Genomic DNA, 19178 nt, shown 5'->3' on the forward strand with positions numbered 1-19178 from the left:
ATGATAAATAAAGATAAACAAATAAGCAGTGTGGCAATAAAGCAGGTTTTCTTGCTTGCTATTATTTTAGTGTTGGCGGGATTAATTTGTTTCAATCTTGCTCTTTTTATCCCTTCGGTATTGGGAGCACTAACCATTTATGTAGTTTGCCGGAAGTATAACTTTTACCTTCAGGAGGAGAGAAAATGGAAACCCTGGCTTTCGTCACTCGTATTGATGTTAGCAAGTTTGGTTATTCTTATTTTACCCATCTATTTTATTGCGGATCTCCTGATTGATAAATTAGGGAATGCACAGGGGTATATGACTAAATTTAATGTGTTTCTGGAGAAGATACATGCTTATGTCGACTCGAAATTTGGCTTTGATATCCTGAGTAAAGAAAATATGGATAAAGTGAAGGGTTCGGTTGGAAAAATTTCAACAGTTGCTCTTAGCGGAACCTTTAATACGCTTACGGTGATTATGTCGATGTATTTTATCCTGTACTTCCTTTTCGAGAAACCTAGACTTTTTGAAAAAATTCTGTCCTCATCAGCTCCTTTGAAAAGATCTAATGTTTCTTTAATCGGAGACAAAATGAGAAAACTGATTATAGCGAATGCTATTGGAATTCCTGTTGTAGCGATAGGTCAGGGAGTAGTAGGGTTAATCGGTTATTTTATTTTTGGTGCACCCAGTCCTGTATTGTTGTTTGCATTAACAGCAGTAGCGTCTATGATCCCTGTTGTAGGGGCGGCAATTGTATATGTTCCTGTTTGTATCTATATGATTGCAGTAGGGAATACTGGGCCTGGACTTGGTCTGGCTGTTTATTGTATCGTGATTGTGGGATTGACGGATAATTTATTGCGTTTTACCCTTTTAAAAAGATTGGAGGATATTCATCCGTTAAATACAGTATTCGGTATTATCATGGGAATGAATTTATTTGGTTTTATGGGACTGATTTTCGGGCCTATTTTAATTTCTCTTACCCTTTTGCTCATTCAGGTGTACAGAAATGAATTTTCAGATGATGATACGCCGCATCCTGATTTGCAGATGTCGAGTAAAGGAGAAGATGGAGAAAATAATGTTGATTTAATAGTATAAAGTTGTGGAAGGAATAAACCCGGAAATATTAAAAGAGATTTGTGTCGTTAAAATGCCGTTTGGGAAACATGAAGGAACCATACTGGCCGATTTACCAATAAGCTACCTTGAATGGTTTAACAGGCAGGGAATGCCTAAAGGAAAATTAGGAATGCAGCTATCAACCATTTATGAGATAAAATTGAATGGACTTATGGATTTGCTTGCTCCACTACGGGGAGGCGTAGTAAATTATGAAAAGATAAAGAACAAGACCTACAAATTTTAATATAAACAAATATGACCCCTGAGAAGCTTGTTGATATTTTGAAACTGGAGCCTCATCCTGAAGGAGGCTATTATAAAGAAACCTACAGGTCTGAACAAGTGTTAACCCTGGAAGGTGGGAATTCAAGAAATGTAAGTACTGCCATTTATTATCTGCTGGAAAATGAAAATAAATCTTCTTTTCATCGAATCAAGTCTGATGAATTGTGGTTTTTCCATCAGGGAGAACCTTTGGAAATTGTTTTTATTAAAGACGGAAAATTACACACAATTATCTTAGGTAATTCTTTAGAAAATGGAGAAGTACCACAAGCGATCATTGAAGCGAATGTCTGGTTTGCTGCCAAAATATCAGAAGGTAAGGGATATTCATTAGTCAGTTGCACAGTGGCCCCGGGCTTTGATTTTTTAGATTTTGAATTAGCAGAAAGAAATACATTACTTCAGCAATATCCCGATTTAAATAATGTGATCAAAGAGTTTACGCGGGAAGATTAGATTTCAGCGTTATGTTTGTCATCCTGAAAAGACCTGAAGAGTTCAATGGGTCTGTATTTGACTTATTTTTAAGATTCTTCCGGATGACAAAATTTATAGCTAATTTCTTTCAGTTCTGCCTTATTGGGCTAAAAATTAATCTCTTAATTAATGGCAGGGATTAAGAAGAGAATGCACCCGATTATAAATACCAAAGTGAGGAGATGGATTCGGTAATCATTTATTCTTAAGAAAATAAACTGATTGATTACCCTTATTCCCCAAAATGCCGAATTAGCCAAAAGAAAAAGCTTTCCTAAAGTGGTTTCCAAAATCTGATGTCTAAGGAAAAGACATATTAAACCTGTTGAGAAAAAAACAAAAATCATCTGGATATTAAGGATTTGCATTATTCCCTTATTTACCAGAGACAGCTTTGTCAGATCTTTTCCCCAATTAAAAAACTTCCAGAAAAATAAATGAAACACTCCCAATGTTAAAGAATAAATTCCGCCAATAATGATGAGTGTTTCCATAGTGGGTTTCTTTAGTTTTTCAAGCCTGCAATTTCATCCCGTAACTTTGCAGCTCTTATGAAATCAAGATTTTTAGCAGCGGCTTCCATTTCCTTCTGCTTTTGTTCAATCATTTTTTCAATATCTTCACTCGCATAATTGGCCTTCGCATCGGCCACTTTTTGTATAATTTCTTTTTGAGTGTATTTTGAATCAGGGAAATCTTTGCTTCTTCCTACTAAGTTTTCTGAAATCTTTTTATTTAAGGCTGTTGGAACTAAGCCGTGATCTTCATTGTATTGGGTTTGTTTGGCCCGGCGGTATTCTGTTTCTTCAATGGTAGCCTGCATTGACTTTGTCATCTTGTCGGCATACAGGATCGCTTTTCCGTTGATATTCCTTGCAGCACGTCCTACTGTCTGAATCATGGACCTTCTACTCCTTAGCATACCCTCTTTATCAGCATCCAGAATAGCAACCAATGAAACTTCCGGTAAATCGAGTCCTTCTCTTAAAAGGTTGACTCCGATCAGAGCATCAAAAAGCCCGACCCTTAGATCCTGCATGATTTGAATGCGCTCCAGTGTTTCAACATCAGAATGTATATATCTTGTTCTGATTCCAAATTTTGTAAAATATTTCGTGAGTTCTTCTGCCATTTTTTTGGTCAGTGTCGTTACCAAAACCCTCTCATCCACATCAGATCTTTTACGGATTTCCTCCATCAAATCATCGATTTGGTTTAAGGAAGGCCTTACCTCGATAACGGGATCTAAAAGACCGGTTGGACGGATAATCTGCTCGATATATGCTCCACCGGTCTTTTCCAGTTCATAATCTGCAGGGGTTGCAGAGACATAGATCACCTGGTTTTGCATGCTTTCAAATTCCTCAAACTTCAGAGGTCTGTTATCCATGGCAGCCGGTAGTCTGAAACCATATTCTACAAGTGCTTCTTTTCTGCTTCTGTCACCTCCGTACATGGCATGTACCTGTGGTACGGTAACGTGACTTTCATCGATAACCATTAAAAAATCCTTAGGGAAGTAATCGATGAGACAGAAAGGCCTGGATCCGGGTAATCTTCCATCCAGGTATCTTGAGTAATTTTCAATTCCTGAACAATAACCCAGTTCTTTTATCATTTCAAGATCTAGCTCTGTTCTTTCCTGTAGCCTTTTTGCTTCCAATGGTTTTCCGATGGAGCTAAAGAAGTCGACCTGCTTTACCATGTCATCCTGAATATTTCTAATTGCTCCGTTTAAAGTTTCCTTTGAGGTTACGAAAAGGTTTGCAGGGTAAATCTGGATCTGTTCAAACTGAGAAGTTACATTTCCGGTTACCGGATCAAAGCTTTGAATTTTTTCAATCTCATCACCGAAAAACTGAATTCTTACGGCATCATCAGCATAAGCAGGGAATACGTCAATAACGTCTCCTTTTACACGGAAAGTTCCTCTTTGAAACTCATTCAGTGTCCTGGAATATAGTGCACTTACTAAAGAATGAAGGAGAGCTGTTCTCGTTACTTTTTCTCCGATTGCAATTGAGATTAATGATTTATGAAATTCTGTAGGGTTTCCAATACCATAAATACATGAAACGGAAGCTACAATTAAGACATCTCTTCTTCCGGAAAGCAAGCTGGCTGTCGCTGAAAGACGTAATTTTTCAACCTCTTCATTAATACTTAAATCCTTTTCAATATAAGTTCCAGTAGTAGCAATATAGGCTTCCGGTTGATAGTAATCATAATAACTGACAAAATACTCCACAGCGTTTTCCGGAAAGAATTCTTTAAATTCCATGAAAAGCTGTGCTGCCAGAGTTTTGTTATGTGCTAAAACCAGAGTTGGTTTTTGAACATTATTCACAACGTTGGCCACTGTGAACGTTTTACCGGATCCTGTCACCCCAAGTAAAGTTTGATATTTCTCACCGATTTCTATTCCTTCGGTAAGTTTCTCAATAGCCTGAGGTTGATCTCCGGTTGGTTTATATTCTGATTGAAGTTTGAAATTCATACATCAAATTTATGAAATAAAAAAGAGTCCTGAAGTGGACTCTTATAATAATTATCATTTTTTACCATTGTCAAAAGACATGGTCAGTGGAATTTTGAATACGGTGGCGACAGGCTGCCCGTTATTTGTGGCGGGAGTCCATTTAACATTCTGTGTTACAGTTTTTACTGTTCTTTCGGCTTCTTCGTTAAAAGTACTGTTATCTCCATTGGCGGTTATCTTCTGCACCGTACCATCACTGTTGATAGAGATGAAAACATTTGTCCTAACGAGGCCTTCATTTCCTTTAAAAATACTTCCGTTAAAATTTTTGGCCAGTCTGTTTCTGAACTCATTGATCCCTTGAGGGAAATCAGCCTGAACAAAAGAAGCAGATGGGGCTGGAGGAGGAGGTGTATCGGCGTTTTGATTGGTGTTTGTATTTTCTGATTTCGATCCTTGTATTGGTGATGGAGGTACAAGAACATCTTTATTGCGGGTAGTCTTTTTTGCAGCACTCTTAGTTGTAGGACGAATCGTATCTGAAATGTTCTTTTGATGATTTGTAATGTCCTTTTGTCCGTCTGTTTTTACTAATGATTCGGTGAGGGGTGTTTCATTAGATGTCTTTGTCTGGGTTGTAATACTTTCCGGGTTTGAGGTAGGATTGTACGCATATGTTTTTTGGACAAATAGCCCAAAAGCTGTGATCAATATAGGAATACTTGCTATTTTTTTTATTCCGATAAGTTTTGATTTTTTGGTGTTCATCATAATAAATCGTTTTTTGGTGTTGTTAAAATTAAATGGGTGGGTAAATGCCAGTCCCTGGTTATCTGTTATTTCTTTAATAATTAAGTTCTGATAATCCCTTATGCTGAAATTATGGTTTATTACGGCTTCATCTGCTAAGAATTCGTGGTTAGTAATCATTGCTCTTTTGTAAAAGTAAAGAGCAGGATTAAACCAGGTGAAGGCTTTTACAATTTCGATAAAAAGAAGATCCCAGGTATGTTTTTCGTCCAGATGACTTTTTTCATGGAGGAATATTCGTGGATCTATTTCATTGTTGCTCAGGTAATTTTCTCCCATGTAGATGGTGTTCCAAAAACTAAAGGGAGGCAGGTTAGCCTGGGTAATGACTATTCTATAATTCTGATAGTCTATTTTTTTCCTTTTAAACCTTTCAGTTGGAACATTGAAATCAATGCTTTTATTAAAAAAGCAAGAGTTATGCTGCCATAAACAATCCATATCACTGTCGCCCAATTAAAATTTTCCTGTTTTAATGAAAGATTCAGTGCCTGTTGTGTGCTTTCTTCAAAGACTAATTTGGAGTGATCTATTGGTTTAGGAAGTTCCGTTGTAATGGAAATAAACGGAACCAGGTAAGAGAATGCTAAAGAAAAAAGTAAGAAAAATCGGTTGAACCGGTACATTTTTTCTTTTTCTAAAAACAAATAGTACACTGTGATAAGTAATGAAGAACACAGAATTATTTTTAGGATAATAGAAAACATTTTTATTGTTTTATCTGTTGATCAATTATTTCGCGAAGTTCTTTCAGTTGCTTTTGAGACATTTTTGCATTGGATGTGAAGAACGAAGCAAATTGTGTCACTGAGCTATTAAAAAAACGGTCAATCATTGAAGTCATTTCTTCCTTGAAATAATCTCTCTTGGCTACTTTTGGGTAGTATTCACGGGAGTTTCCATAAAGTGTATAGCCTACCAGGTCTTTATTCTGCATTCTTTTAAGCAGGGTTGCTACGGTGGTAGCGGCTGGTTTGGGTTCCGGGTACAGGTCCAGAATGTCTTTCATGAAAACTTTTTCTTTATCCCAAAGAATTTCCATAAGGTCTTTTTCAGAATCTGTTAATTTTATTTCTTTCATGTTCTACTGATTAATATCTTGTTCTACAAATGTAGAATAAAAATTTTAACCAACAAATTTTTATGGCATTATTTTTCCATTCTTCTTTAATCACTAATCACAATACTATGAAATTCAATAACTTTTATGTATCCATTCTGAGTTTTTCTCTCATTCTTACTGCGTGTCAAAAGAATAATGCCAATGCTCAGCAAACAGGCAATGATGGCAGTGTGGAGACCGGAAAACCTAATACTAATTATAAGCCAGCCTTTGAAGGGCAAACCCGTATAAAGGCTGTAAAAACTACAACACCTTACAATGTTGAGGTCTTGAATAAAGACCTGGGACGGCCTTGGGGCATTATTAATTTACCCGATGGAAGATTTTTAATTACAGAAAAATCTGGTTTTATGAATGTTGTTTCACAAGATGGCAAGCAGGTGTCTAAAATTTCAGGATTTCCAAAAGTAGACTCAAAGGGTCAGGGAGGAATGCTTGATGTAGCACTCGATCCTGATTTTAAAAATAATAATATGATCTATTTTAGTTTTTCGGAGCCATTTGGAAAAGGAAACCTGACCTCAGTGGCTAAAGGGAAACTTTCAGGGGATTTAAAAACGATAACCGATGTAAAGATAATTTTCCGTGCAGAACCTTCTTATGATGGTGATAAACATTATGGAAGTCGATTGGCTTTTGATAAAGATGGAAATCTATTCGTCAGTACAGGAGAGAGATCGGATAAAGAAACAAGGGTATATGCTCAGAAAACAGATAATTACCTGGGTAAAATTCTTAAAATCACAAAAGATGGTAAGCCGGCTCCCGGAAATCCGTTTATTGGAAAGGCTGGATATAAGCCTGAAATATATGCTTATGGAGTAAGAAACCCTCAGGGAATGGCTATTGATCCTAATGGCAATCTTTGGGATGTGGAGATGGGTCCAAGAGGAGGGGATGAGATTAATTTTATTCAGCCGGGTAAAAATTATGGTTGGGGAGATGTTACTTACGGGATTGAATATTCAGGACAAAAAGTAGGGCAGGGAATTACTCAAAAAGAGGGTACGGAACAGCCTGTGTATTATTGGGATCCAGTTATTTCTCCAAGTGGGGTGACGTTCTATACCGGAAATATGGATGAATGGAAAGGAAATTTGATTATAGGATGCCTAAGTGGCGAACATATTAACAGGGTTGTAATGAAGGATAATAAAGTCGTAGGAGAAGAACGCCTGTTAGCAGATCAGAAAGAAAGGTTCAGGGATGTTCTTGATGGAATGGACGGAAACCTTTATGCAGTCACAGATAGTGGCAAACTGTATAAAATTTCTAAAAAATAAATAAAGAAGGCTTCTGAAATTTTCGGAAGCCTTCTTTTATCTGTTAAAATCTGAAGTTGAACCTGGCGAAAGCTTGTCTTCCTGCAAAGCCCATTTGTACCGGATCGAAAATTCCTCCGGATTCTGTGTTTCCATCAGAAACAGCAGCGGTTTGTAGTGTTGGGTATCTGTTAAAGAGGTTTTTGCTGCCTATTGTTAAGCTGACGCTTTTTGAGAAATCATAACCGAAAGATAAATCGGTGGTTACTCTTGCGTTATAGGTTTGATAATCAGTAGGTCCATTATATCCAATCAGAGTAACCTTATCAAATCTCACCAGCTGTACATTAGCATTGAACCTTGAAAGTCTGTAGTTCAAGCTTAAATTGATTTTTGTCTTAGGGGCTGATGCTAAAATAAATGCACGCTCTCTTGCGCTTAAGTAAATATCTTCTTTGCCCTTTAGTTGATCTGAAGCATTAACGGAAGTGATTTCCATTTCATTATAGTTTCCGGCTAAGGTGGCTGTTAATTTACCACTGCCAATAGTTTCGTTGTAGCTTAATATTACATCTACTCCTTTTGTTCTCGTATCTATGGCATTAGAAAAGAACTGTGCCTGATCGATATAGGGGTATCTTTCCTGGGCTTCCAAAGGTAAGTCTTCTCTCGAAAAGTTTCCGGTTAATACAATTCTGTTTTTTACATTGATATAGTATCCATCGACTGTTGCGGTGAATTTTCCGGTATTAAAAGTAAACCCGACACTTCCGTTTAGTGAAGTTTCCTCCTTCAATTGCGAAATACCTGCAAGCTTGGCAAGGTCACTGTCGTTTGAGGCTAATTGAATCGTTACCAGATTGCCTCCCTGGAAATTAGTGAATTGTAAGGCGTAATATTTTTGGGCTAAGGAAGGGGCTCTGAAACCTGTAGAAACAGAACCTCGCAAGGCGAATTGAGGCGTGATGGCATATCTTGTTGCGAATTTTCCGTTAATAGTGCTGCCGAAATCACTGTAGTTTTCAAACCTTCCTGCAAGACTTATCATCCATTTTTTAGTGATATCCAGCTCGGTATCCACATAAGCAGCAAAATTGTTTCTGCTTTTATTCAGATTGATAGAATATCCGGGAAACCCTTGTGAGCCGCCTGGCCGGTAGCGGACGGGATCAGATCCCGGGACAGCCACCAATAGATTTTTTGGTGTATCAGGAGTTACAACATTTCCGTTGATGTCATACATGGCGTAAGATGCTTCTTGTCCTCTAATGATGTCAAATTTCTCATACCTGAATTCAGACCCGAAGGCAATATTTAAACCTTCTAATACATCAAATTGTTTGGTAGCATTAAAACCTGTGGTGTTTTGCAGAAGAGAATGGCCTCCGGCATTAAAGCTGGTGGGAGATCTTACCCCCAAAGTGGCATTGATGGTATTATCGATTTGATAGGTGAATCTATTGCTTCCAAAAGCATTATAAAAATCAACATCCCATCCTGCTACTTTGAATTTTAATCCATTATCAAACGTAAAATCCGTAATGTTGGTATTCTGGATAGGATTGAAACCGTTAGGGTATACTTCCGGAACGTTTCCATCTGCATCGGCTTGCCTGGTCCATGCATTAGCATTGGTACTTCTTTGGGAAAATCCAGGATGTGAGTAGAATTTTAAATTATCAGATAAGGGAACTTCAATATTTCCAAAGAAATAAACATTTTGCGATTTTGCATCACCAAAGCGTTGCCTTGGAGCTTCATTTGGAGCTTTATAAATTTCTGGATTTGCATTCCTGATGGAAAAGTCCTTATTCACAAATTCGGCTGTAAAGTTGGCAAAACCTCCCTGAGATCCGATTTTTGTTCCGTAATTACCATTGAAATTAAAAGTCATCCCATCCACCTTATGATCGGATACAACATCATTGTTGCCAGGGCTTTTAAATAGATTCATGCCGTAAAAAGCATTGCCTTCAAATCCTTTATCCCGGTCATTTAAGATAACGTTGATAACACCCGCAATGGCATCAGAGCCATATTGAGCGGCGGCTCCGTCCCGAAGTACTTCTATTCTTTTGATGGCTCCAATCGGAATGGTGTTCATATCATATCCTGTATTTCCTCTTCCTTTTGTACCGAAAAGATTAACAAGTGAAGATTGGTGATATCGCTTGCCATTCAGTAAAAGTAAAGTCTGATCCGGACCAAGCCCCCTTAAAGTGGCGGGGTCTACCGCATCAGCTCCATCAGAGCCGGATTGTTTGTTGGAATTGAATGAAGGTGCTGCAAACTGTAAAAGCTGATTGACTTCTATTTGCCCGGTTGATTGGCTTACCTGTTTAATATCAATAACATCTATAGGTACCGGAGTGTTAACAACAGTTCTTTTTTTGTTCCTGCTTCCTGTAATTGCAATTTCTTCAATTTTAGCTTCCTTAGAAATGGTGTCGCTGACCTGCTGCGAATATAATGCTGCAGTGGTGCCAAGAAACAGGGCACTTAAGTATTTAATTTTCATATGTATCAAGTTTCTGTGATTGGTAATTTCATCAAAAGTATTGAGTTTTGATTTTAAATCATCAGTAAAAATTGCGATTGTTTGAAAATTATAATGTAAAAATGATGTAATGCATAAATTAGTGAAAAATATTAATTGAATACTTAAAATTAGTTAAAACTCAATAGTTGTATTGTGGTTTAGTGTTTTTTTTCAATTAAAATTAATTTTATTCACAAGTGTAAATAAAAAACCGAGATGATCATCTCGGTTTTAATTTTATGCTTCTTCCAATTGTACGGTAAAATGTCTCAGGAGATCGGGCTCCCATGTAATTTTGTACCCTTTGGCAATTTCATCACGTCTTTCATAAACATTCTTTATGGCAGCAGCGATATAATCCATATGGTTATTGGTGTAGGTTCTTCTTGGGATAGCCAGGCGGACCAACTCTAATTTTGGATAACGATTTTGCCTGGTTTCCGGATCCCGGTCAGCCAGTAACGTTCCGATTTCAACAGTTCTGATACCTGCCTCTTTATAAATTTCAAGCCCTAAGGTCTGTGCCGGATATTCTTCACGAGCCACTTTAGGAAGAAAGTTTAAAGAATCAATAAAAACAGCATGACCTCCAATTGGTTTCTGAACAGGAATTCCGTATTCTATCAGCTTGTTTCCAAGGTATTCTACCTGTGAAATCCTACTTTCCAAATAAGCAAATTCTGTTGCTTCATCAAGTCCTACTGCTAATGCGGCCATATCTCTTCCGGCCATACCTCCATAAGTAATGAATCCTTCGTAGATAATCGTGAAGTTGGATGCTTTTCTGAAAATCTCCTCGCTGTTTAAAGCAATAAATCCTCCGATATTCACCAGCCCGTCCTTTTTGGAGCTCATGGTCATACCATCTCCGTAAGAGAAAATCTCTTTACAGATTTCTTTGATGCTTCTGTTTTCCTGTCCCTTTTCTCTCTTTTTAATAAAATATGCATTTTCAGCAAACCTTGCAGAATCAAAGAAAACAGGAATTCCATATTGATTGGAAAGTGCTCTTACTGCTTTCATGTTTTCAAGAGAAACAGGTTGCCCTCCTGAAGAGTTACAGGTAATGGTAATTAAACAGAAGGGTATTTTTTCTTTAGGATGGCTTTTATAGACCTCTTCAAGTTTTTTAAGGTCAATATTTCCTTTGAACGGATGAAGATCATTGATGTCAAAAGCTTCATCTACAGTACAGTCAATAGCATGTGCTTTTCTGAACTCAATGTGTCCTTTTGTGGTGTCGAAATGTGAATTTCCGGGAACGACATCGCCGTCTTTTACAAGTACGGAAAACAAAACGTTTTCAGCAGCTCTTCCCTGGTGAGTAGGTAGGAGATAAGTAAATCCTGTAATATTTTTTACAGCGGTATGCAGCTGATCAAATGATCGGGAACCGGCATAGCTTTCATCTCCGGTCATCAATGCGCCCCACTGTCTGTCAGACATTGCTCCTGTTCCTGAGTCGGTAAGCAGGTCGATAAAAACCTGTGAAGATTTTAAATTAAATAAATTATAGTTCGCATCCTTAAGCCATTGCTCTCTTTCTTCTCTTGTTGACTGGCGAATTTCTTCAACCATTTTAATGCGGAAAGGTTCCGCGTACGGTAAATTCATGAGTTATATTTATTAGATTGTTTGTAAGAAAATTTTTTTGAAATTAAATTTCAATTCATCAAGTATATTTAAATAAGTAGTAGAATCTACTCAGGAGCTTTAAATATATTGTCGTCAGAGTGGAAGCCTGCTACACCACCGCTTACAGCAAATTTCATTGCAGAAGCAGCGGTCATTCCCACTACAGGTTTGATGTTTTTTTCTTCTGTAACAATTACCCATCCGGAAATAGCGTACGAATGCGGGAGGTAAACAGCTACGCAGTTATCCTTCTCCACGTCGGACATTTCTCTCTGGGTTAAAAAACCAATTCTCCAGATTTCCGGATTGGCGTTTGTTTTTACCCAGACAGGATCATTGAATTTTTTCTTATCTCCTACAAATGAAGACATGACGTCTTTGGTAGGAGTGTAAATATGTTTTACTCCGGGTGTTTTCTCTAATAGACTGTCCATCGTGTCGAAAAAGAATTTCCCTACAACAAATTTGTTTCCCAGATACCCTAAAAGGGCAGTAATTAAAATAGTCGATACAAAAACCAATCCCGGAATTTCTCTGGCAACTGAAGGAATGATATTATCTATAGAAGAAACGATATACCATATTACAAAAATTGTAAGTCCGATAGGGCCGATAATTACCAATCCCTGAAAGAAATTTTTCAGGAAGAAATTCGCAATGTTTTCGAAAGACAGTTTTTTCAAGGGAGGATGTGTTTTGTTGCTGATGGTTTAACCGTGTATTGTTTCTTTATTTCCGTAAGACTTGATGATATTGGCTTCATAGCTCAGCCATTCTTCCCAACGTTTATTAACCTTTTCAGGATCTCCAAGCTGTCTTGCAAAGCCTATAAATGTTGTATAATGGTTGGCTTCAGAAATCATGAGTTCTTTGTAAAATACTTTTAGTTCTTCATCTTTAATATTTTCGGTAAGCACTTTAAACCGTTCACAACTTCTTGCTTCAATCATTGCTGCAAAAAGCATTTTATCTACAACAAGATCTTCTCTGCTCCCCTGAATGATAAATTTAGCGAGCTCATTAACATAATCATCTTTTCGGGCTCTTCCGAAAGTATATCCTCTTCTTTTTATAATCTCATGAACCTGATTGAAATGGTCAAGCTCTTCCTGCGCAATAGCGAGAAGTTCGGTAACGATTTCAGCATATTCCGGAAGCATTGTGATCAGAGAAATGGCATTAGTAGCTGCTTTCTGCTCACACCATGCATGGTCCGTTAAAATTTCTTCAATGTTTCCTTCTGCAATATTTGCCCACCTTGGATCGGTAGGAAGTTTCAACTTAAACATGATATAAACTTTTTGTAAATTTAAAATAAATTGCGATAAGAAATCCTGTTTTATTCCAGTTATTTACGAAGCTGTCTTTCTTCGTAAAAATTCCAGAACATTCCACCCCAGACGGTCTGTTTTCTTTAATACTTCTGCAATGATAATTGCTAGAATAATATTAATACAATAGATCAGAATCATTAAAACCCACCATGGCATCTTTTCATTCAGCGAAACGACAATGAAATAAACAAGTGATGAACTTATTCCCTGGGCAAAATAAAAAAAGATCGCATTTCTGCCAATATAAGTAATGAGATTTTCCCGGGTGATTTTTAATCTGTTATAGAATACGAATAGCGTAACCAGTGAAAACAGAGTCCATATAATGTATGGAATTTTTGGAGGGAATTTGTTTTTATTGATTTTGTAGAATATTTCATTTCCATAATACCAGAACATCCACATCAGCAGACCTGCTACAATAGTATAAAGAACAGGAATTATTTTGGTTGGAATTTTCTTGCCTCTCATTCTGTTGGCGATTAAGAAAATAGCAAGATAAAATGCTACATAACCTACCTGTCCTGTCGGGTATAGCCCGGGGAAAATGTTAAAGATCAGTGTTAAAGCAATGCATAATCCGATAAACCAATTGATGTGTCTTGGGAAAAAACGTAAGATTAAAACTCCGAAAACAGTCAAAATGAAATACACCTTTAAATACCAGAAGCTTCCCATAACGACGGGAAATGTATCTGCATTAGTGTATTGATGTAAATACCAGTTGCCGAGATTCTGCCACTGAGGTTCTGTTGAAATGCTTGTTGCTGCATATTTTGAACCGAATGTTGAATAAAAATTTTGCAGCCATTCAAGAGAGAAGAAACTTAATCCGAAAATTTTAAAAAAGTAATCCAGGAAAAACAGGAGTGTTACAAAAATCATGTAGGTAATTTGCAGTTTCAGCAGCCTGTAGAATGTTTTTTCAATATTAGACCCGGAAGTAATTCCGCTTAAAGCATAAAATAAAGCAACATCGAAAACCAGAGAAAATACCCTGACTTCTGTAGGAATGTAAAATTGCCCCGACCAAAAAGCGGTATGGATGAATATAATGGAGAGTGTTGCCAGCCCTTTTGCAAAATCAATATAGAGGTCCCTGTTCATTATGAATGATTGATAAAAGTCAAAAGTAAATAATTAATTCCTTGAAATAAACAAAAAAAGAGGCAAACAGTGTTTACCTCTTCTCTAAATATGTAAAAAATGAATGTTATAATTTTTTGAATTCCTCAGCAGAGATTTCTCCGGACTGAATTTTTCTCAACTCATCCATATATTTGCTCATATAAGCATCGATTTCTGGATTTCTTGAGTTTTTCCCCATTTTATAAGTGCCATTAAGTACACCCTGATAATAATAGAAGAAATTGTAATCAAAGTCAGCTGCTGAAAGGCTGTATTCTCCTAAAAGGAAACCTAAACGAACTGCAGATCTTCTTTGCGGAGGCGTCCCGTGGTGATTAGGGCTGGATGTTTGATTGTCTCCGATACTTTGTGCGAATTCATAAGCTGAAGCGATTTCTGCAAAGCTTGTTTTGTTGTATCCGTTAGGTCTTCTTAAATAGTAGCCAGCAAAACCGTCAGCTTCCAATTCATTAGGTCTTGCTGTTGATTCGTTAACTGAAGGTAGGTTGAAGATGTACTGTAACTGATGACCATATTCATGAGCTAAGATCATGGCATTTACAATATCTCCCCCTTTGTTTTTTGCATCATAATAGATTGCATACCCGTAATAGATTTTTCCGGTAGAGTAAGAGATTGCATTGTAAGTTGAATTAAAATTGGATGGATCATTAACAAATCGTAAAGTTGGATTGCTTCTTCCCCACATGCTTGCAATTTTTGTCATTTGACCGTTCATGAAATTGGTGTCTGTGGAATTTTGAAGTCCGGTCATTAAAACGGATGATGAACTCCAGTACTGATCTACGTAGTAGCAGATTTTTTCGAGTTCTCCGGGTTGTTCAATTTTGGCATTTTCCGTTGTCGAATTTGGCAAGACATTGTCCTCCATTTTGTCATCGTTACAAGCTGTTAATGAGAATACAGCCATTGCTCCTGCTAAAAAGCAGAACTTAAAGTTTCTTTTCATATAAAATATTTTTTTTGGTGAAAACGAAGTTATAAAATAATTTATTATATATTGATATATTAATAGTTAAAATTATTCATTAGGTTGTGAAATGACATTGTTGAGAAAAAACATTGGTTTGATTGTAAGGTAATTAGAAAATAATTCTTATATTTGCACCTCGAAATAACTAAAAATTTATAAACAATGTTTGCAATTGTAGAAATAGCAGGGCTTCAATATAAAGTTGAGCAAGACCAGAAGTTGTTTGTAAACCGTTTAAAAGGAGATAAAGGAGCGAAAGTTTCTTTTGATAAAGTTCTTCTTACTGTAAACGGTACAATCACTGTTGGCGCCCCAGCTGTAAGCGGGATCACTGTAGATGCAGAGATCTTAGACCATGTTAAAGCTGATAAAGTAATCGTTTTCAAAAAGAAAAGAAGAAAAGGTTACAAAGTTAAAAACGGTCACAGACAATCTTTAACTCAGATTCAAATTACAGGAATTACTGGATTTGATGGTGGAGCAAAAAAGACTGCTAAAAAAGAAACTGTAAAGGCTGAAGTTCTTTCAGACAACGCAACTGTTAACTTTAGTGAAGATCATGAATTGAACTATCACTTAAAGAAAAACAATTTGTCTCAGTCTAAAGAAAACAGAGAAACTTTAATTACTTTAGGTAAAGCTGTTAAAGTTGAATTAGAGAAAAAAGTTCTTACTCATGAAGAAGTAGATGCTGCTATCATTAAGAACATTGATCAATTTAAAGCACTTAATAAATAATAATAATCTACAAACAAAATGGCACACAAGAAAGGAGTCGGTAGTTCCAAGAACGGTAGAGAATCTCACTCTAAGAGATTAGGTGTAAAGATTTTCGGTGGACAAGAAGCTATTGCCGGTAATATTATTATCAGACAAAGAGGTACTCAACACCACCCAGGTGAAAACGTGGGAATGGGTAAAGACCACACTTTGTTTGCATTAGTAGACGGTAAAGTAGTTTTCAGAAAGAAAGCAAATAACAGATCTTTCGTATCTGTAGAACCTAACGCATAATTTAAGCGTTTTATAAAAAATAAAAAGCCTCAACAACGTTGAGGCTTTTTTGTTGTGCTTACTCTAATGAGATTATTAGGTATTGCGGAATCCCTTTTATTTATTAATTATAATCTGAGTTTGGAAGAGAGCCGGAAGTCAGATTTGGTAAAGAAATAGATTTCAGATATGATTTATCTGGAATTTGAAAAGGATGGTTTTAGCCACGAATGTACGAATAGCATAATGGAGTGTTTTATAATTACGAACACAGGAATGAGAGTTCGGAGAAATAAAAGGAAACTTTTCTTAAAAGCCTACCTGGAAGCCAGCCTTTACCCCAAAAGTGGAAATATCAGGTCTGTTGAGGTAGTTGCCTCTCCAGTTGAAATCTACCCTGAAAATTCTCAGGTTTCCAAATCCAATGTTTTCAATTCCAAAACCGTATTCATAGTAGATATGATCACTTGGTGCAGAATATTTAAAACCTTCCACGTTAATGTCTTTGGATGCATTGCTTAATGTTCCGTAAGCACTTCTTATGAAAGCAACTTCCCTTAGCTTAAGCTTTTTAATCAGTGGAATATAAGAAAGGATTTTACCATTAAAATGGTGTTCCAGGTGTAGGGTAGTATAAGTGTCGGCAACAAACTCATAATAATTAAGTTGGGAAAACGTATTGGCTACAAGGCCGTAAGACTGGTTACCCGGAATTACATTTTGTAATGCAAGCGGAACAGTATTGAAGTTTTTCCCTGCTTCAAAATTAATTAATGTTTTTCCCCAGCTACCAATTAATACAGGCTTATAAAATAAGAACTGTAGTTTGTTATAATTAAAATCCGCATTGAAGACACCTTCAAGCCCTCTCGTATATTTTAAAACAATAGTTGGAGCAAGTGTTCCATGCTCGTGACGGTCGACCCCTGTTTGTGAGAATTTCGCTCCTGGTCTGGCAATTAAACTGATTGTTATGTGAGAATCATTGACTGTTTTTCTCAATTCACCGTTTCGGTAGTACATTAAATTAAACCCTCCAGGGTTGGCGGACTTAATGCTTTGCATAGTTCCATCAATCCTGACCTGAAAATTTTTCCAGGGTTCTATTGCAGTGAAAATATTGGTTTGGTTTACAGAGCTTAATGAAGCGTTATCTCCTCTTGCAAATACAGCAGAAGAAGCGAATGAACGTGCCATAATTCCATCATCGGTAGTTAACTGAACTCCCAGCTGCATAATGTCTCTTCTGGTTCCTGCTCCAATCATAAACCGGTTTACCCGGTTGAACATATATCTGGCTTCTACACCATATTTTAACTGCTGGTCTTTAAAACCATAGGCGGTGTAGAACTGTACTCTCCATGGGTCATTTTGAGTAAAATAAGTCCTTGCTCCTAAGCGTATTCTATTTCCTTCTATGTCATTTACTCCATAAATGGAAAAAATAGGGCCTAAATCGATCCCCCTTGTGATGTTGTAATATCGTGAACCAAGAGTTTCATAGAGTTTTACAATTCGATTGAATTTTGGCACCTTTTGGAGCTTGTCAAGCATGTCATATACTCCCTGTTCCGATTTGGATAATGAGTCGGGTCTTGCTTTTATCCAGTAAGCATCATCCTTATCTACAAATTTATTATCATATTCCTCCTCCTTTCGGGTGAATACTGAAGCTTCAAGAGGTTTGTTAAATTGATATTCGGAATAATCAACACTTCTTTTGGCTATAATACTCTTGGCTGTTTTCCTCTTGGAAAAGGGAGTAATCTCAACTTCTGTCACGAACTTTTTTGGGAGGAAGGTGTTCTCATCCGGATTATCATATTCCAGTTCTGTAGAAATTCCATTGACAAAGTTAACGTTCATTTTTTGCGTTGACTTCAAGGTTGCTCCCAGTACTGCATACGTATCCGTATCTATATAAAGATATCCCTGAAATGCCAGGATATCGGTTCTTTTAGGCTGGTATCTTATTTTATACGCATTTTCTCCACGCATAGAGATCGTGTCGATTAGATTGTAGTCATAAGTACTGAATCCGTCCGTTCCTACCGGACTTGGAAAGCCAATGTCAAAATAATTAAGGGTGTTATCATAAATATTGATATCCCGGTAAAGGTTTTTTGCCGTTAATGTTACGATTTGATTGTCTTGAAATCCTGAAGTTTTTTGGGCAATTAAAAGCCTTTTCGTCTTTTTTGAAGGTTTGTTTTCTCCATAATTCTGATAAACGGCTTCATTTAAGAAAATGGGAAGTGCCATTTTACCGCTGGCTGTTGAATCTGCATAATCAAAGATAAAGTCGAGCTTATTAAAGATTTTTTTCTTCATAAAAGCGCTATCCAGATTATTGGCATCAAACTCAATTTTTTCGTATTCCTTATAAGTATAAGTATTGAATTTGCCTAACCCGTTATTTCTCTTTCTTTTCCATACTTCCTGCATAATAGCATATGCGGGATTCTCTTTTTTATTTTTGTATTTTGTTTTTTCGTTATGAATAACAACTTCCTGAATAGTTTCTACCTTTTCCTGCGACAGCTTCACAAAGATATTGCTGGCACTTTCAGGGGTTACGTCAATAGTTTGTAATGCGTAGCTTTTTCTTAAGAATTTGAGCTTGTAAATAATGCTGTCCGACTGAACGCTAAATGCTCCGGTAGTCGTGGTTAAAAAAGGCTGATTGCTATCGTTTATGAAAATATCAACTCCTGTAATTTCTTTGTTGGTCTTTGCGTCAACAATTCTTCCATTTGCTGTATTTTGTGCATAGATAATGCCTGAAAATAAAAGAAAAATTAAGAGGGAGTGGTATTTGTGGTTAATTAACATTAGTTATTTCTATCAAGCATTTAGCATAAACAAAAAGCATGCTGTTTATTTAAACGAATTAAAATTCAAAAAATTTTGTGTGTGGATATAAAAGTGCAAATGTAGCAAAAAAACAGCACGTAAGTATGATAGCAGGGAAGTTGTGAATTGATTCCTGGATAATAAAAT

General features: G+C 36.7%; 17 protein-coding genes. 6 read left to right on the forward strand and 11 right to left on the reverse strand.

The window, feature by feature from the left end; genetic code table 11:
* The 3 genes from CJF12_RS14835 to CJF12_RS14845 are packed head-to-tail and all read left to right on the forward strand — an operon-like array spanning nt 1 to nt 1860.
* A complete protein-coding gene (locus CJF12_RS14835) occupies nt 1–1095 on the forward strand; it encodes an AI-2E family transporter (protein WP_034681399.1) in 1095 nt (364 codons plus the stop codon).
* A gap of 13 nt (nt 1096–1108) precedes the next feature.
* Complete coding sequence (locus CJF12_RS14840) at nt 1109–1363, forward strand: DUF3820 family protein (protein ID WP_051887178.1); 255 nt, start codon at nt 1109–1111, stop codon at nt 1361–1363.
* Between the two features lie 11 nt (nt 1364–1374).
* Nucleotides 1375–1860, forward strand: a complete 486-nt coding sequence (locus tag CJF12_RS14845; RefSeq protein ID WP_034681402.1) for a cupin domain-containing protein — start codon at nt 1375–1377, stop codon at nt 1858–1860.
* Nucleotides 1861–2003: 143 nt separating this feature from the next.
* Here CJF12_RS14845 and CJF12_RS14850 read toward each other — a convergent pair whose 3' ends face one another.
* The 4 genes from CJF12_RS14850 to CJF12_RS14865 form a co-directional block, all read right to left on the reverse strand.
* Nucleotides 2004–2375 carry a hypothetical protein gene (locus CJF12_RS14850; RefSeq protein WP_034681405.1) on the reverse strand — a complete coding sequence of 124 codons (372 nt, stop codon included), beginning with the start codon at nt 2373–2375 and terminating at the stop codon, nt 2004–2006.
* 11 nt (nt 2376–2386) lie between these two features.
* On the reverse strand, nt 2387–4378 hold the full coding sequence (gene uvrB, locus CJF12_RS14855) for an excinuclease ABC subunit UvrB (protein ID WP_034681409.1): 1992 nt from the start codon (nt 4376–4378) through the stop codon (nt 2387–2389).
* A 54-nt stretch (nt 4379–4432) separates the two neighbouring features.
* Complete coding sequence (locus tag CJF12_RS14860; RefSeq protein WP_084675591.1) at nt 4433–5611, reverse strand: M56 family metallopeptidase; 1179 nt, start codon at nt 5609–5611, stop codon at nt 4433–4435.
* A gap of 268 nt (nt 5612–5879) precedes the next feature.
* Nucleotides 5880–6251 carry a BlaI/MecI/CopY family transcriptional regulator gene (locus CJF12_RS14865; protein WP_034681414.1) on the reverse strand — a complete coding sequence of 124 codons (372 nt, stop codon included), beginning with the start codon at nt 6249–6251 and terminating at the stop codon, nt 5880–5882.
* Between the two features lie 107 nt (nt 6252–6358).
* Here CJF12_RS14865 and CJF12_RS14870 point away from each other — a divergent pair, with 107 nt between their 5' ends.
* Complete coding sequence (locus CJF12_RS14870; RefSeq protein WP_034681649.1) at nt 6359–7576, forward strand: PQQ-dependent sugar dehydrogenase; 1218 nt, start codon at nt 6359–6361, stop codon at nt 7574–7576.
* Between the two features lie 43 nt (nt 7577–7619).
* On the opposite strand, the gene CJF12_RS14875 is transcribed toward CJF12_RS14870, so the two are convergent.
* The 6 genes from CJF12_RS14875 to CJF12_RS14900 form a co-directional block, all read right to left on the reverse strand.
* Nucleotides 7620–10073, reverse strand: coding sequence for a TonB-dependent receptor plug domain-containing protein (locus CJF12_RS14875; protein ID WP_034681416.1), 2454 nt, complete (start codon nt 10071–10073; stop codon nt 7620–7622).
* Between the two features lie 258 nt (nt 10074–10331).
* Entirely contained in the window at nt 10332–11708 is a 1377-nt protein-coding gene (locus CJF12_RS14880) for a tryptophanase (RefSeq protein ID WP_034681418.1), read from the reverse strand.
* Between the two features lie 86 nt (nt 11709–11794).
* Complete coding sequence (locus tag CJF12_RS14885; protein ID WP_034681420.1) at nt 11795–12412, reverse strand: DUF502 domain-containing protein; 618 nt, start codon at nt 12410–12412, stop codon at nt 11795–11797.
* 27 nt (nt 12413–12439) lie between these two features.
* Nucleotides 12440–13018 (reverse strand): tRNA-(ms[2]io[6]A)-hydroxylase, encoded by a 579-nt coding sequence (miaE, locus tag CJF12_RS14890; RefSeq protein WP_034681421.1) that lies wholly within the window; start codon nt 13016–13018, stop codon nt 12440–12442.
* A 63-nt stretch (nt 13019–13081) separates the two neighbouring features.
* Complete coding sequence (locus CJF12_RS14895) at nt 13082–14170, reverse strand: acyltransferase family protein (RefSeq protein WP_034681422.1); 1089 nt, start codon at nt 14168–14170, stop codon at nt 13082–13084.
* A 106-nt stretch (nt 14171–14276) separates the two neighbouring features.
* Entirely contained in the window at nt 14277–15161 is an 885-nt protein-coding gene (locus CJF12_RS14900; protein ID WP_034681423.1) for a neutral zinc metallopeptidase, read from the reverse strand.
* 186 nt (nt 15162–15347) lie between these two features.
* Here CJF12_RS14900 and rplU point away from each other — a divergent pair, with 186 nt between their 5' ends.
* Nucleotides 15348–15923 carry a 50S ribosomal protein L21 gene (rplU, locus tag CJF12_RS14905; RefSeq protein ID WP_084675592.1) on the forward strand — a complete coding sequence of 192 codons (576 nt, stop codon included), beginning with the start codon at nt 15348–15350 and terminating at the stop codon, nt 15921–15923.
* Nucleotides 15924–15941: 18 nt separating this feature from the next.
* Entirely contained in the window at nt 15942–16199 is a 258-nt protein-coding gene (gene rpmA / locus CJF12_RS14910) for a 50S ribosomal protein L27 (RefSeq protein ID WP_007842221.1), read from the forward strand.
* Between the two features lie 288 nt (nt 16200–16487).
* On the opposite strand, the gene CJF12_RS14915 is transcribed toward rpmA, so the two are convergent.
* Nucleotides 16488–19010: a DUF5686 family protein gene (locus CJF12_RS14915; protein ID WP_228379050.1), complete on the reverse strand. Its 2523-nt coding sequence runs from the start codon at nt 19008–19010 to the stop codon at nt 16488–16490.
* Nucleotides 19011–19178 lie beyond the last annotated feature (168 nt).

Source organism: Chryseobacterium piperi (assembly GCF_002285635.2).
In the GTDB taxonomy this organism is placed as follows: domain Bacteria; phylum Bacteroidota; class Bacteroidia; order Flavobacteriales; family Weeksellaceae; genus Chryseobacterium; species Chryseobacterium piperi.